Origin of the sequence: Streptomyces sp. NPDC088387, assembly GCF_044753385.1 — a bacterium.
Classification (GTDB): Bacteria; Actinomycetota; Actinomycetes; order Streptomycetales; family Streptomycetaceae; genus Streptomyces.
This window is the reverse complement of record NZ_JBIVNC010000007.1, coordinates 355,740-369,550: the sequence shown is the minus strand read 5'-3', so window position 1 is coordinate 369,550 and position 13,811 is coordinate 355,740. Positions and strand designations below refer to the sequence as shown.

The window sequence follows — 13,811 nt, the reverse complement described above, 5'->3', positions numbered from 1 at the left end:
GATGTGGGGGACTGCCAGCAGCGACAGCGGGAGGAACAGCGTGAGCCAGACGGGCACCGCGGGCGGCGGCACCGGCGAGGACGAGGTCGTCGACCTCTGCCGTGAGCTGATCCGGATCGACACCAGCAACTACGGCGACCACTCGGGCCCCGGCGAACGGGCGGCGGCCGAGTACGTCGCCGAGAAGCTTGCCGAGGTCGGCCTGGAACCCAAGATCTTCGAATCCCACAAGGGCCGCGCCTCCACGGTCGCCCGGATCGAGGGCGAGGACCCGTCCCGGCCCGCGCTGCTGATCCACGGCCACACCGACGTCGTCCCGGCCAACGCGGCCGACTGGACGCACGACCCGTTCTCCGGCGAGATCGCGGACGGCTGCGTCTGGGGCCGCGGCGCGGTCGACATGAAGGACATGGACGCGATGACCCTCGCGGTCGTCCGCGACCGGCTGCGCACCGGCCGCAAGCCGCCGCGCGACATCGTGCTCGCCTTCCTCGCCGACGAGGAGGCCGGCGGCACCTGGGGCGCCCGGTTCCTGGTCGACAAGCACCCCGAGCTCTTCGAGGGCGTCACGGAGGCGATCGGCGAGGTCGGCGGGTTCTCCTTCACGGTCAACGAGAAGCTGCGGCTGTATCTGGTGGAGACCGCCCAGAAGGGCATGCACTGGATGCGGCTCACCGTGGACGGCACGGCCGGCCACGGCTCCATGACCAACAACGACAACGCGATCACCGAGCTGTGCGAGGCGGTCGGCCGGCTCGGCCGCCACACCTGGCCGGTCCGGGTCACCAAGACCGTACGGTCCTTCCTCGACGAGCTCTCCGACGCGCTCGGCACCGAGCTCGACCCCGAGAACATGGACGAGACGCTGGCCAAGCTCGGCGGCATCGCCAAGATGGTCGGCGCGACGCTCCGCAACTCGGCGGCGCCCACCATGCTCGGAGCGGGCTACAAGGTCAACGTCATCCCGGGGCAGGCCACCGCGCACGTGGACGGCCGCTTCCTGCCGGGCTACGAGGAGGAGTTCCTCGCCGACCTCGACCGGATCCTCGGCCCGCGGGTGCGGCGTGAGGACGTACACGGCGACAAGGCGCTGGAGACCGACTTCGACGGCCGGCTCGTCGACGCCATGCAGAGCGCGCTGAGCGCCGAGGACCCGATCGCCCGCGCGGTGCCCTACATGCTCTCCGGCGGCACCGACGCCAAGTCCTTCGACGACCTCGGCATCCGCTGCTTCGGCTTCGCGCCGCTCCGGCTGCCGCCCGAGCTGGACTTCGCGGGCATGTTCCACGGTGTCGACGAGCGGGTGCCGGTGGAGGGGCTGAAGTTCGGCGTGCGGGTGCTCGACCGGTTCATCGACGAATCCTGAATCGCCCCCGGAGACGGCACTTCATTATTCGCCCGCGTGTACGGAGATGACCGGGAAGAGTGAATGCGCTCATCAGGTCGTAGCCCTAATCGCGGCTCCTCGTTACTGCTGTTGCGATCCGAGGCATGGGATCGCATTTGCCAACAAGGAGGAATAATGATCAAGAAGGTCGTCGCCGCTGCGGCTGCCACTGGTGGCCTGGTTCTCGCGGGCGCGGGCCTGGCCGTGGCCGACTCCGGTGCCCAGGGTGCCGCTGTGCACTCCCCGGGTGTCGCCTCCGGCAACGTCATTCAGGTGCCCGTTCACATCCCCGTGAACGTGTGCGGCAACACGATCTCGGTGATCGGGCTGCTGAACCCCGCCTTCGGCAACACCTGCATCAACAAGTGACGTTGTGCCTCGCCCGATAAGGGTCTGAGCCCTTCGGCCCCGGAGCGCGTCCCATGCGCTCCGGGGCCGATCGGTCTTTGCGACCTTGAACCACTCGGAAATCCGCGGTACTTCCATCACGTCGAAGGCAGGGATTCAGTACATGCGACAGGCCACCCGCAAGGGCCTGATGACCGTGGCCGCCGCGACCGGGGTGATCGCCGCCGCGAGCGGCGGCGCGCACGCCGACTCGGGTGCGCAGGGCTCCGCTTCCGGCTCACCCGGCGTACTGTCCGGGAACTCGGTGCAGGCGCCGGTGCACGCGCCGGTGAACGTCTGCGGCAACACCGTGAACGTCGTCGGGGTCCTGAACCCGTCGGTGGGCAACGCCTGCGCCAACAAGGGCGGCAAGAGCGGCGGCAGCGGGCACCCCGGCGGCTCCGCCCGTCCCGGGGGCGCGCAGGCCGACGGCCACACCGGGGGGTCGCCCGGTGTCGGCTCCGGCAACCACGTCGAGGCCCCGGTCCATGTGCCGGTGAACGTCTGCGGCAACAGCGTCGACGTCATCGGTATCGGCAACCCCACCACGGGCAACGACTGTGACAACGGCAGCGGTGGGTCGAGCACCCCGCCCGGCAAGCCGTCGACCCCGCCGACCACACCGGAGACCCCCGGAAACCCGGGCAATCCGGTAGAGCCAGGCAATCCCGGCGAACCCGGTACGCCTTCCGCACCGGAGAGCGTGAGCCCGGAGCACGTCACCCACGGCAACAAGCCCGAGGCGCACCTGGTCAGCGAGGCGCGCGGCTCGTCCCAGCTCGCGCAGACCGGCAGTTCGCTGCCGATGGGCGCGGCCGTCTCACTGGGCGCGGGCGCGCTGCTCGCCGGAGCGGTGCTCTACCGCCGGGCGCGCACCTCGGCCTGACCGCCGGCCGACAGGCGTGCGACGGAGCGGGCCCCGCCTCGGGCGGGGCCCGCTCCGCACATTCCGCTTACGTCACCACGTCGCGCGAACCTGGCGGATGATCCGCCGCCGCAGGCGCACCCTACGGCTGCCGTCGCGCATCAGGCTCAGGCGGTACAACTCCCATTGTCCGTACTCCGCGTGGTCCGTCAGCAACCGTGTCGCCTCCTTGCGAGAGACCCCGCGCGGCACGTACACGTCGACAAATTCGTATTCCGGCATCGCATCTATTGTGCGGGCTGGGGCCCGGTACGGATAGCGTCTGCACTATGTCTGATGCTGCGCAGCCCACCGCTGCCGAGGTACGCGCCGCCGCCGAGGCGGTCAAGACCGCGCTCGACCGCCACCTGGCCGCGGTCGAACGCCGGTCCGGGGAGGACGATCCCGAGGTCTACGAGGCGTTCAACGAGCTCGCCGCGGCCGCGGAGACGTACGACGAACTGCTCTACGACCGCTATGACGAGGTCACGCCCTTCGAGATCCCCGGCGCGGAGGACTCGCTGCCGCCGTACGCCGGTCCGGAGGAGCCCAACGCGCTCAGTGTGCTGATCCGCCGCGACTACGCCGTCGCGGAACCGCAGCGGCTGCTGGCTCAGGCTCAGCGGATCGAGGCGGTGGAGCACGAGGGCGGGACGGTCAACGGCCGGGAGGCCGCGGCCACCCTGCACGGTGCGCTCGGTGTGCTCTTCGGGGAGTTCGAACCGGACGAGATCGCCTCCCGGCACAAGGAGTTCGGCCTGGAGGAGGGCGACTCCACGCTCTGGGTGACCGCCGCGGACGAACCGGCGGAGCCCGGCGAGTGGCTGGACGCCCCCTTCGAGCAGGTCGATCCGCAGGCGGTGGTGTGCCGGTTCGACGTCAGCGCGGTCTTCGACGAGGACCCCGACGACGCCGACGCCGACGAGGATCTCGACGACGTCGAAGAGGTGGAGCTGGACGAGGACGAGGACCTGGAGCCGCTGGACGCGGACCGCGCATAGCCGGCGACCGGGTGTGACCGACAACGGTGGTGGCCGGACGTGACCGGCGAACGGCGGCGGTCGGGAGGATCGACATCCTCCCGGCCGCCGCCGTTTCCGACTGTTGCCGTGCTTCAGTCCGTCGTCGGCACCTGGGGGCGCAGAAGCGCGGGCAGCCGGGTCGTCCGGGGCTTCGCCGGGATCTCCGCGACCGCCTTCGGCAACGCCTGCTCGACGCCGTGCACGACCGACAGATGACGGTCCGCGCGGCCGAACGCCGTGTAGACCCAGGGGCGGTTGAGCGCCTGCGCCGCGTCGCCGGGCAGCACCACGACCGCGGCCGGCCACCGGCCGCCCACCGCCTGGTGCGCGGTGAGCGCCCAGCCGTGCCGCACACACTGCGCGACCCGGTCCTTCGCCACCACGACCGTCTCGCCGGCGCACGACAGATGCAGCCCGTCGGCGTCCGCCGTCACCACGGTCCCGGGCACCGCGCGGCCCGGCACGGGGGAGTGGACAACACGGTCACCCGGGTCGAAGCCGCCGAAGCGGCCGGGGCCGGGGTTGAGCCGCTCCTTGAGGGCCGCGTTGAGCACCCGGGTGCCGGCGGCGCCGCCGTGGCCCGGGGTGACCACCACGGTCTGCTCGGGGGGCACGCCGAACGCCCGGGGCACCGAGTCCGCGACGAGCTGGACGGTCCGGTGCACGGCCTCGCCCGCGTCGCGCACGGGCACGATGACGACCTCCTTGCCGGGCGCCTCCACCTGGTTCAGCTCGCCGACGCCGATGCCCGAGACCAGCTCGCCCAGCGGGCCGGGGTCGGGGCGCCGGGAGACGACGTGCGGACAGTGCCGCGCGGCCAGTAGGTCGGCGAAGACCCGGCCGGGACCCACGGACCACAGCACCGCCGGATCGCCGGCCAGCACCAGCCGTGCCCCGTCCGGCAGCGACTCGGTGAGCAGGGCCCCGCTCTCCACGTCGAGTTGGGGCGCGTCGAGCACCACCAGGAGGTCGAGGTCGAGCGCGCCGTCCGGGTCGCGGCCGGGACCCTCGGCGCCGGACAGCAGACCGGCGACGGTGGCCGTGCCGGGTCCGTCGACGCGGGCGGCGAAACGGTCCCGGCCCACCGACGAGTGGGTCGCCGCCCAGGCGCGCAGCCCGAGCGCGTGGGCCGCGGTCAGCAGCGCGGCCGGCTCGGCGAGGGAGGCCTCGGCGCCGGTGTGCAGCACCAGCCCGTGGCCCGCGACCGCGCGGATCAACTCACCGGCGCCGCGCTCGGCGTCCGCCGCCGCCCGCTCCCAGTCCTCGGCCGAACCGTCCTGCTTCGGCACCGAGTTGATCAGCCGGGCCAGGCCGTCGGCGAGGCTCTCCTCCGCGAGCGCGTACCGCTCCAGGCCGACCAGCACCCGGACCGGCCGCTCCGGCTCGCCGTCGCCCTCGTCCGCCCCGTCCGCCCCGTCCGCCTTGTCCTCGGGGGCGGTCCGCGCGGCCGGGACGGCACCCGGCTCGTCGAGCGGATCCTGGAAGACCAGCGCCTCGCCCTCCGCGAGGGTGTTCTGTACGGCGGTGTCGGCGTCGGGCACGCCGTGCCGGCCCAGGGCCGTGGAGAGCGTGGCCAGTTCGAGCGCGGTGTGCCCGGCGATCGCGGCCTGCTCCAGCAGCCAGCAGGTGACCGCGCGGCCACGCCGCTCGTCGTCCGGCGCGCACTCCGCGCCCAGCAGCGCCCGCGCGAACCCGTCCGCCTGCTCGGGCCGCACACCGGCCACGCCCAGCAGCCGCCAGGGATCCTCGCGCAGCAGGTCGGGCGCGCCCGCCCCGAGGGCCTCGGCGGCCTGCGGCGCGAGCCCCTCCGGCGCACCACCCTCCACCAGCACCTGCCGTACGGCCTCGACGGCGTCCCCGCTGGGAGTCTGCGCGGCCGCCACCACGGGCTCGGGCCGCCGTACGGGCTCCTCGACCGGGCGCCGCCGCGCCGGTTCGGACTCGGCGAACACGGCGACCGGCTTCGCGCCGCTCTCCACCGCCCGCACGGCCGCGAGCAGGTCGGCGGCGGTACCGCTCAGCTTGGCCCCGCTCGCGACGGGCCCCTGCCGCTCCGCCTTCCGCCGTGCGATCCGCTCCCGCTCCAGCCGCTGCGCGGCGAGCTCGGCCGCGGCCTCGGACAGCTGAGCAGCCGTCTTCTCACCGTCGTCGGCACCGGAGTCCGTGCCGGTGGCACCCTCGGCGTCACTTTCCGTCCCTCCGGCCTCGCTCGCCCCCGTGCCCTCACCCCCGGCATCGGCCCGCCCCTCGCCCCCGGGCGTCTGGGTCCGGCTGTCCCCGGCATCCGCCCCGTCCCCGCCCCCCGGCGTCTGGGTCCCGCCGCCCTCGGCGTCCGCCCGCCCCTCGCCCCCGTGCGTCTGGGTCCGGCTGTCCTCGGCGTCCGTCCGACCCTCGCCCCCGTGCGTCTGGGTCCGGCTGTCCTCGGCGTCCGTCCGACCCTCGCCCCCGTGCGTCCGGGTCCGGCTGTCCTCGGCGTCCGTCCGCCCCTCGCCCCCGTGCGTCCGGGTCCCGCTGTCCTCGGCATCCGTCCGCCCCTCGCCCCCTTGCGTCCGGGTCCCGCTGCCCCCGGCGTCCGCCCCGTCCCCGCCCCCCGGCGTCCGCGTCCCCCCGTCCCCCGGCGTCCCCGTGCTCCCCGTTTCCGCGGCGGCGGGTGTCGCTTCGGGGGAGGTGTCCTCGGGAGTCGGCTCCGTGCTCACAGCGTGCTCCAGTCGTGATCGGGATAGCGGTGCACGGGTGCTGACACATCGTCGAGCGCCCGGCAGATCTCGTCAGGAAGACTAAGCGCCTCCACTGACAACGCGGCCGAGAGCTGCTGCGCGTTGCGCGTGCCGACGATGGGAGCCGTCACTCCGGGCCGGTCCCGCACCCAGGCGAGCGCGACCTGGAGCGGGGTCACCGCCAGCCCGTCGGCGGCCGTCGCCACCGCGTCCACGATCCGGCTCGCGGTGTCGTCGAGATACGGCTCGACGAAGAGCGCCAGATGGTCCGAGGCGCCCCGCGAGTCCGGCGGCAGCCCGTCGCGGTACTTGCCCGTCAGCACCCCGCGCCCCAGCGGCGAGGAGGGCAGCAGCCCGATGCCGAGGTCCAGCGCGGCCGGCAGCACCTCGCGCTCGACGCCGCGCTGGAGCAGCGAGTACTCCATCTGCGTGCTCGCCAGCCGGGTGCGCGTGCCCGGCGCGGCCAGCTGCCAGGTGGCGGCCTTGGCGAGCTGCCAGCCGCAGAAGTTGGAGACCCCGGCGTAGCGGGCGCGCCCGCTGGAGACCGCGAGGTCGAGCGCCTGGAGGGTCTCCTCCATCGGGGTGTCCGGGTCGAAGGCGTGGATGTGCCACACGTCGACGTAGTCCGTGCCGAGCCGCGCGAGCGAGGCGTCCAGCGCGGCGAGCAGATGACCGCGCGAGCCGTCGAAGCGGCGGTCGGGGTCGGGCACGCTGCCCGCCTTGGTGGAGATCACGAGGTCGCGCCGCGGCACGAGGCCTTCTATGAGGCGTCCGAGCAGATACTCGGCCTCCCCGTCGCCGTACACGTCCGCCGTGTCGACGAGGCTTCCGCCCGCTTCCCAGAAGGTCTTCAAGAGGTCAGCCGCGTCGTGTTCGTCGGTGTCCCTTCCCCAGGTGAGGGTGCCGAGACCGATGCGGGACACGCGCAGGCCGGTGCGGCCGAGATGCCTCTGCTCCATGGACGCCGAGAGTACTGGCCGCGACTGGCGTCGTGGGGGCCTGTGGACAACCGGTTTCCCGCAGGCACGGGCTGTGTTCGCGCGCTCTCCGAAGAGCGACGTCCGGCACCGGGATCTCGCCGCAGGCGGCCCCCCGCGCTAGGGTCTGCCGCACAGGGACGTTACTGATCAGTAAGGGGATTCGGCCATGCAGCTCGGGATCAACCTCGGCTACTGGGGCGCGGGTATGGACGGGGACAACCTCGCCGTCGCCAAGGAGGCCGACCGGCTCGGCTACGCGGTCTGCTGGGCCGCCGAGGCCTACGGCTCCGACGCGGCCACCGTGCTCACCTGGGTCGCCGCCCAGACCGAGCGCATCGACGTCGGCTCGGCCATCTTCCAGATCCCGGCCCGCCAGCCCGCGATGACCGCGATGACCGCCGCGACCCTCGACTCCCTCTCCGGCGGCCGCTTCCGGCTGGGCCTCGGCGTCTCCGGCCCGCAGGTCTCGGAGGGCTGGTACGGCGTCAAGTTCGACAAGCCGCTGTCCCGCACCCGCGAGTACGTCGACATCGTGCGCCGCGCGATGACCCGCGAGCGCCTCGCCTACGACGGCGAGCACTGGACGCTGCCCCTGCCGGACGGCCCGGGCAAGCCGATCAAGCTCACTGTGCACCCGCAGCGCGAGCACATCCCGCTGTACATCGCCGCGATCGGCCCGAAGAACCTGGAGCAGACCGGTGAGATCGCCGACGGCGCCCTGCTGATCTTCCCCTCCGCGGACCACCTTGAGGAGACCGCGCTGAAGTACCTCCGCGCGGGACGCGAGAAGGCCGGTCTGACCATGGACGGCTTCGACGTCTGCCCGACGCTGCCGCTCGCCGTCGGCGACGACAAGGACGTCACCGCGCTCGCCGACACCTTCCGCCCCTACACCGCGCTCTACGTCGGCGGCATGGGCAGCCGCAAGCAGAACTTCTACAACCAGCTCGCCGGACGCATGGGTTACGAGGCGGCGGCGGCCGAGATCCAGGAGAAGTACCTGTCCGGCGACAAGCAGGGCGCCGCGGCGGCCGTACCGCACGACCTGATCGACTCGACCGCGCTGCTCGGCTCCGTGGACCGGATCGCCGACCGGATGAAGGCCTACGCGGCCGCCGGGGTCACCACCCTCACACTGGCCCCCGCCGGCTTCACCCTGGACGAGCGGCTCACCGCGCTGCGCGCCGGCACCGAGGCCCTGGAGCGCGCCGGACTGGCCTGACACGCAGGCCGCGGGGGAGAGGTTTCCGCGGCCGTGGTGGGGGCTCGGGGGTCTTCCCCGCCACGGCCGTCACGGGGAACAACGCGCCGGACCGCGCGCGGTTACGCCCCGGACGTGTCGGCGACAGTCCTTCTTTTGGCGGAGTTGTCCGACACAGGTGTTGCAGCTCTCCGGACGGCGCATTTGACTCGTTCTTTGCGGAGTCCCCGTAGAGAGGTGCCTCAGATGCTTTCGGCCAAGAGTCTGTTCCAGGAGATCCTCGACAACGACGAGTCCTTCCGGCTGTTCTGCTCCATCGCCGCCAGCGGCGAGTCGCAGGGCGGCTGGGAGAACTCCCGCATCGCCGCGCTGGTGCCCGCGAGCGAGCGCGACCTCGCCCCCAAGATCACCCGGCACGGCGCCGACGAGGACAAGCACGGGCGGATCTTCAACGCCCTGATGAAGAAGCGCGGCCTGCGGCCCGTCCCTGTACCCGCCGAGACCGACTACACCATGATCCTGGAGAAGAACGGGATCGGTCTCGCCCACGAGAAGCTCAAGAGCGACCAGCACCTGACCGTCCAGGACGTCATCACCTACCTCGCCCACAGCCGGGTCACCGAACAGCGTGCCTCGGAGCAGATGGACATGCTGCGCAAGTACTTCGGGGACCACCCCGACGTCGGCCGCGCGGTGAAGATGATCTCCAACGACGAGGACAACCACCTCGCCTACTGCCACGAGGAACTCCTGCGCTACGCCGCGGCCGGACACGGCCGGGCCATCCAGCGCACCCTGCGCGACTGCGCGCTCGCCGAGATCCGTATCTACCGGGACGTCAGCCTCGCCGTGATGGCGCAGATGGGGCGCGTCCTCGGCTGGTCCAGGCCCAAGGCGGCGGTCCTCGCCCTGGGCATCCACGCCGTGTACCTGTACGAACGGCTGGGCGGCTGGCGGCGCATGGTGTCGCTGCGGATGCCGGAGCGGCGCAACGCGCTCGGGGGCCCCGCGAGCGCGGCCCCCGAGTTCGCCTGACCCGTCCCGCGCGTCCCGCCCGTCCCGCCCGGCCTGCCCGTCCCGCTGCTTCCGCCCGACGGAGAATCCGCCCCACGCGCGCGTGCCGTGCGTGGGGCGCCGCCGTGTCCGCGGCCCGCTACATCCAGTCCCGCCGCTTGAACGTCCGGTACAGCAGCGCCACCAGGCCCGCCATCAGCGCGATCACCGCCGGATACGACCACACCCAGTGCAGTTCCGGCATGTGGTCGAAGTTCATGCCGTAGATGCCCGCGATCATCGTGGGCACCGCGGCCATGGCCGCCCAGGCGGAGATCTTCCGCATGTCGTCGTTCTGCCGCACGCTCATCTGCGCCAGATGCGCCGACAGGATGTCCGACACCAGCCGGTCCAGGCTCTCCACCGCGTCGTTCACCCGCGCGAGATGGTCGTTGACATCACGGAAGTACGGCCGCGCCTTGTCGTTCACGTACGGCACCGAGACGCCGAACGGGCCGAGTCCGGCGAGCCGGGTCAGCGGCAGCGTCAGGGGTCCGGAGGCCCGGCGGAACTCCAGGATCTGCCGCTTGAAGTTGTAGATCCGCGCCGCCGAGTTCCGTGAGCCGCCGCCCTCCGGCGAGAAGACCTCGGTCTCCAGCTCCTCCAGGTCGGTCTGGAGCTCGTCCGCGACCTCCAGGTAGTGGTCGACCACGGCGTCCGAGATCGCGTACACGACCGCCGTGGGCCCTTTGCCGAGCAGCTCCGGATCGTGCTCCAGCCGGTGCCGGACGGCTGCGAGCGGGGAGCCCTCGCCGTGACGCACGGTCACCACGAAGCCCTCGCCGATGAAGATCATCACCTCGCCGGTGGAGACGGTGTCGCTGTCCGGCTCGTAGAGCACCGGTTTCAGCACCATGAACAGCGAGTCGTCGTAGACCTCCAGCTTGGGGCGCTGGTGCGCCTTCAGGGCGTCCTCCACGGCCAGCGGGTGCAGCCCGAACTCCTCGGTGACCAGGCCGAACTCGCCCTGCGTGGGCTCGTACAGCCCGATCCACACAAAGCCGCCGGCGCCGCGCGCCTCGACGAGGGCGTCGGAGAAGTCCTCGGGACCCTCCGTGCGGTGCCCGTCGCGGTAGATGGCGAAGTCGACGATCACGCTGCGAATTCTCCCGTCGGCACGGCGTCGACGCACGTTGTCGTCCGCCCGCCACCGCGCGCTCCCGGCCGGTCCCGGCCCGCCCACGGCAACGCCCCCTGCGGCGCGGCGGTACGCCTACGCTGGTGGTCATGCCCACGTTGATCCTTGTCCGGCACGGACGCTCCACCGCCAACACCGAGGGCCTGCTGGCCGGCTGGACTCCCGGCGTCGCCCTCGACGAACGCGGCCGCGAACAGGCCGCCGGACTGCCCGGACGGCTCGCCGCGCTGCCGATCTCCGAGGTGGTCGCGAGCCCCCTCCAGCGCTGCCAGGAGACCGTCCAGCCGCTCCTCGACGCCCGTCCCGGGCTGACCGCGCACTCCGACGACCGGATCGGCGAGGCCCACTACGGGGACTGGTCCGGCCGCAAGCTCGCCGAACTCTCCGACGAGCCGCTGATGCAGGTCGTCCAGGCCCATCCGACGGCCGCCGCGTTCCCCGGCGGTGAGTCGATGCGGGCCATGGCGACCCGCGCCGCCGAAGCGGTACGCGAGTGGAACGCGCGCGTGGAGCGCGATCACGGCGCCGACGCCGTCTACGTCATGTGCTCGCACGGCGACATCATCAAGTCCCTCGTGGCGGACGCACTCGGACTTCATCTCGACCTCTTCCAGCGGATCTCCGTAGAACCGTGTTCCATCACCGCGATCCGTTACACCCGACTGCGGCCGTTTCTCGTACGGCTCGGTGACACCGGCGACTTCGCGTCACTCGTGCCGCGCGAGGAACCCCCCGCGGGGGAGGCGCCGGTCGGGGGCGGTGCGGGCGCACCGTGATCGTCCGCCGCAGTAGGGTTGAGCGGTTGCACCAGCCGCGAAACCGACCACATTCGCTCGCGATTCCCACCACGACTGCATGGAGCTGGACGTGTCCCGTCAGGTGTACCTCTACGACCCGCCGGACCGCTTCGTGGCCGGCACGGTCGGGCTGCCCGGACGCCGTACGTTCTTCCTTCAGGCCACCGCCGGCCCCCGCGTGACCAGCGTTGCCCTGGAGAAGACCCAGGTGGCCGCGCTCGCCGAGCGCATGGACGAACTGCTCGACGAGGTCGTCCGGCGGACCGGCGGCAGCGCGTCCGTGCCGGCCGTCGCGCCCACCGAGGTCTCCGACAACGACCCGCTGGACACCCCGGTCGAGGAGGAGTTCCGGGTCGGCACCATGGCCCTCGCCTGGGACGGCGAGGAACAGCGCATGATCGTCGAGGCCCAGGCGCTGGTGGAGCTGGACGCCGACTCCGAGGAGGACCTCGCCGAGGCCGAGGAGCGGCTCCTCCAGGACGAGGAGAACGGACCCCCGATGCTGCGGGTCCGGCTGACCGGGGCGCAGGCCCGTGCCTTCGCCAAGCGCGCGCTCGACGTCGTCAACGCCGGGCGGCCGCCGTGCCCGCTGTGCAGTCTGCCGCTCGACCCGGAGGGACACGTATGTCCGCGCCAGAACGGATACCGCCGCGGAGCGTGACGTCCGTGGAACTTCTCACCGAGGGTGAGCTGACCGTGCGCGGCCGGATCCGGGACGCGTCCAACGCGGCCCTGTACTGCACGGTGACGTACGAGGGCCAGGAGGCCGCCTGCGTCTACAAGCCGGTCGCCGGGGAGCGTCCGCTGTGGGACTTCCCCGACGGCACGCTCGCCCAGCGCGAGGTCGCCGCGTACGCCGTCTCGGCGGCCACCGGCTGGGACCTGGTCCCGCCGACCGTGCTGCGCGAGGGTCCCTACGGCGAGGGCATGGTCCAGCTGTGGATCGAGGCCACGCCGGACGCCGAGCTGCTGGCCCTGGTGGACGGTGAGGAGCCCGAGCCGGGCTGGAAGGCCATCGGCTTCGCCGAGGTCGCCGAGGACAGGACGGCGCTGCTGGTGCACGCGGACGACGAGCGGCTGCGGCGGCTGTCCGTGCTCGACGCCGTGATCAACAACGCCGACCGCAAGGGTGGGCATCTGCTGCCCACGGAGGACGGGCGGCTGTACGGCATCGATCACGGTGTCACGTTCAACGCGGAGAACAAGCTGCGTACGCTGCTGTGGGGCTGGGCGGGCGAACCCCTCACCGCCGAGGCGATGGAGGCCCTGCGCCGTCTCCGGGCCGACCTGGGCCCCGGCGGGCCGCTCGCCGACCGGTTGTCCGCGCTGATCACCCCGCCCGAACTGGACGCCACCCGCTCACGGGTCGCCGGCCTCCTCACGACGGGGGTCCACCCCCAACCAACCGGCGACTGGCCGGCCATCCCCTGGCCCCCGGTGTAACCCGGACAGTTCGGCCGCGGCCCGGCGGGGGTTGTCCGCGCAGTTCCCCGCGCCCCTGGACAGTTGTCCGGCCGCGGCCCGGTGGGGTCTGCTCGCGCAGTTCCCCGCGCCCCCAGGGCGTCGAAGCCAGCGCCCATCGCCCAGAACCCCACCCCACCATTTCCCAAGCCCCCCGAACACCCCCCTCAGGGCCGCGAGAAACAGCCCGACCACCCCCCACGTGCCCGCACCCAACCACCCCCTCCAGAGGCGCGGAGAACTGCGCGACCACCCCACACGGTCCCGCACCGGACCACCCCTCCCAGGGGCGCGGGGAACTGCGCGAGCACCCCCCACCGGCTCGCACTCGAGCAACCTCCCAGGGGCGCGGGGAACTGCGCGAGCACCCCCCACCGGCCCGCACTCGAACAACCCTTCCAGGGGCGCGGGGAACTGCGCGAGCACCCCCCACCGGCCCGCACCGGACCACCCCCTTCGAGGGGCGCGGGGAACTGCGCGAACACCCCCACCGGCTCGCACTCGAGCAACCTCCCAGGGGCGCGGGGAACTGCGCGAGCACCCCCCACCGGCCCGCACTCGAACAACCCTTCCAGGGGCGCGGGGAACTGCGCGAGCACCCCGCACGGTCCCGCACCGGACCACCCCCTTCGAGGGGCGCGGGGAACTGCGCGAACACCCCCACCGGCTCGCACTCGAGCAACCTCCCAGGGGCGCGGGGAACTGCGCGAGCACCCCCCACCGGCCCGCACCCGGACAACGCCCCCCGGCCAGGGGCACCGCAC

The 13,811-nt window shown here is 72.7% G+C and carries 13 protein-coding genes; 9 read left to right on the top strand and 4 right to left on the bottom strand.

Annotation, left to right across the window (positions count from 1 at the left end):
- The first annotated feature begins 1 nt into the window (after position 1).
- The 3 genes from ACIQAC_RS21100 (at position 2) to ACIQAC_RS21090 (ending at position 2,660) form a co-directional block, all read left to right on the top strand.
- The gene (locus tag ACIQAC_RS21100; RefSeq protein ID WP_402193199.1) at positions 2–1,366 is read left to right on the top strand and encodes a M20/M25/M40 family metallo-hydrolase; all 1,365 of its coding nucleotides are present in this window, start codon (positions 2–4) and stop codon (positions 1,364–1,366) included.
- 156 nt (positions 1,367–1,522) lie between these two features.
- Complete coding sequence (gene chpH / locus ACIQAC_RS21095; protein ID WP_402193197.1) at positions 1,523–1,756, top strand: chaplin ChpH; 234 nt, start codon at positions 1,523–1,525, stop codon at positions 1,754–1,756.
- A gap of 142 nt (positions 1,757–1,898) precedes the next feature.
- Positions 1,899–2,660, top strand: coding sequence for a chaplin (locus tag ACIQAC_RS21090; RefSeq protein WP_402193195.1), 762 nt, complete (start codon positions 1,899–1,901; stop codon positions 2,658–2,660).
- Between the two features lie 72 nt (positions 2,661–2,732).
- Here the strand turns inward: ACIQAC_RS21090 and ACIQAC_RS21085 are convergent, their stop codons facing one another.
- The gene (locus ACIQAC_RS21085) at positions 2,733–2,921 is read right to left on the bottom strand and encodes a DUF5703 family protein (protein WP_402193193.1); all 189 of its coding nucleotides are present in this window, start codon (positions 2,919–2,921) and stop codon (positions 2,733–2,735) included.
- Positions 2,922–2,968: 47 nt separating this feature from the next.
- Between ACIQAC_RS21085 and ACIQAC_RS21080 the strand changes: the two genes are divergently transcribed.
- Positions 2,969–3,679 (top strand): hypothetical protein, encoded by a 711-nt coding sequence (locus ACIQAC_RS21080; protein WP_402193192.1) that lies wholly within the window; start codon positions 2,969–2,971, stop codon positions 3,677–3,679.
- Positions 3,680–3,792: 113 nt separating this feature from the next.
- Here ACIQAC_RS21080 and ACIQAC_RS21075 read toward each other — a convergent pair whose 3' ends face one another.
- Together ACIQAC_RS21075 and ACIQAC_RS21070 are read right to left on the bottom strand one after the other, a co-directional pair.
- Complete coding sequence (locus ACIQAC_RS21075; RefSeq protein WP_402193190.1) at positions 3,793–6,396, bottom strand: helix-hairpin-helix domain-containing protein; 2,604 nt, start codon at positions 6,394–6,396, stop codon at positions 3,793–3,795.
- Complete coding sequence (locus ACIQAC_RS21070; RefSeq protein WP_402193188.1) at positions 6,393–7,376, bottom strand: aldo/keto reductase; 984 nt, start codon at positions 7,374–7,376, stop codon at positions 6,393–6,395. Before ACIQAC_RS21070 ends, ACIQAC_RS21075 begins: the two co-directional genes overlap by 4 nt.
- 187 nt (positions 7,377–7,563) lie before the next feature.
- Here ACIQAC_RS21070 and ACIQAC_RS21065 point away from each other — a divergent pair, with 187 nt between their 5' ends.
- Complete coding sequence (locus ACIQAC_RS21065) at positions 7,564–8,619, top strand: LLM class F420-dependent oxidoreductase (RefSeq protein WP_402193187.1); 1,056 nt, start codon at positions 7,564–7,566, stop codon at positions 8,617–8,619.
- A gap of 225 nt (positions 8,620–8,844) precedes the next feature.
- A complete protein-coding gene (locus ACIQAC_RS21060; protein WP_402193185.1) occupies positions 8,845–9,633 on the top strand; it encodes a ferritin-like domain-containing protein in 789 nt (262 codons plus the stop codon).
- 118 nt (positions 9,634–9,751) lie between these two features.
- Here ACIQAC_RS21060 and corA read toward each other — a convergent pair whose 3' ends face one another.
- On the bottom strand, positions 9,752–10,747 hold the full coding sequence (corA, locus tag ACIQAC_RS21055) for a magnesium/cobalt transporter CorA (RefSeq protein ID WP_402193184.1): 996 nt from the start codon (positions 10,745–10,747) through the stop codon (positions 9,752–9,754).
- A gap of 131 nt (positions 10,748–10,878) precedes the next feature.
- On the opposite strand from corA, the gene ACIQAC_RS21050 reads away from it, so the two are divergent.
- From ACIQAC_RS21050 to ACIQAC_RS21040, 3 genes are all read left to right on the top strand, one after another.
- Positions 10,879–11,565: a histidine phosphatase family protein gene (locus tag ACIQAC_RS21050; protein ID WP_402193182.1), complete on the top strand. Its 687-nt coding sequence runs from the start codon at positions 10,879–10,881 to the stop codon at positions 11,563–11,565.
- A 91-nt stretch (positions 11,566–11,656) separates the two neighbouring features.
- Positions 11,657–12,247: a DUF3090 domain-containing protein gene (locus tag ACIQAC_RS21045; RefSeq protein WP_402193181.1), complete on the top strand. Its 591-nt coding sequence runs from the start codon at positions 11,657–11,659 to the stop codon at positions 12,245–12,247.
- The gene (locus ACIQAC_RS21040) at positions 12,211–13,029 is read left to right on the top strand and encodes an SCO1664 family protein (protein ID WP_402193179.1); all 819 of its coding nucleotides are present in this window, start codon (positions 12,211–12,213) and stop codon (positions 13,027–13,029) included. The genes ACIQAC_RS21045 and ACIQAC_RS21040 overlap by 37 nt, the downstream gene beginning before the upstream one ends.
- Positions 13,030–13,811: the final 782 nt, after the last annotated feature.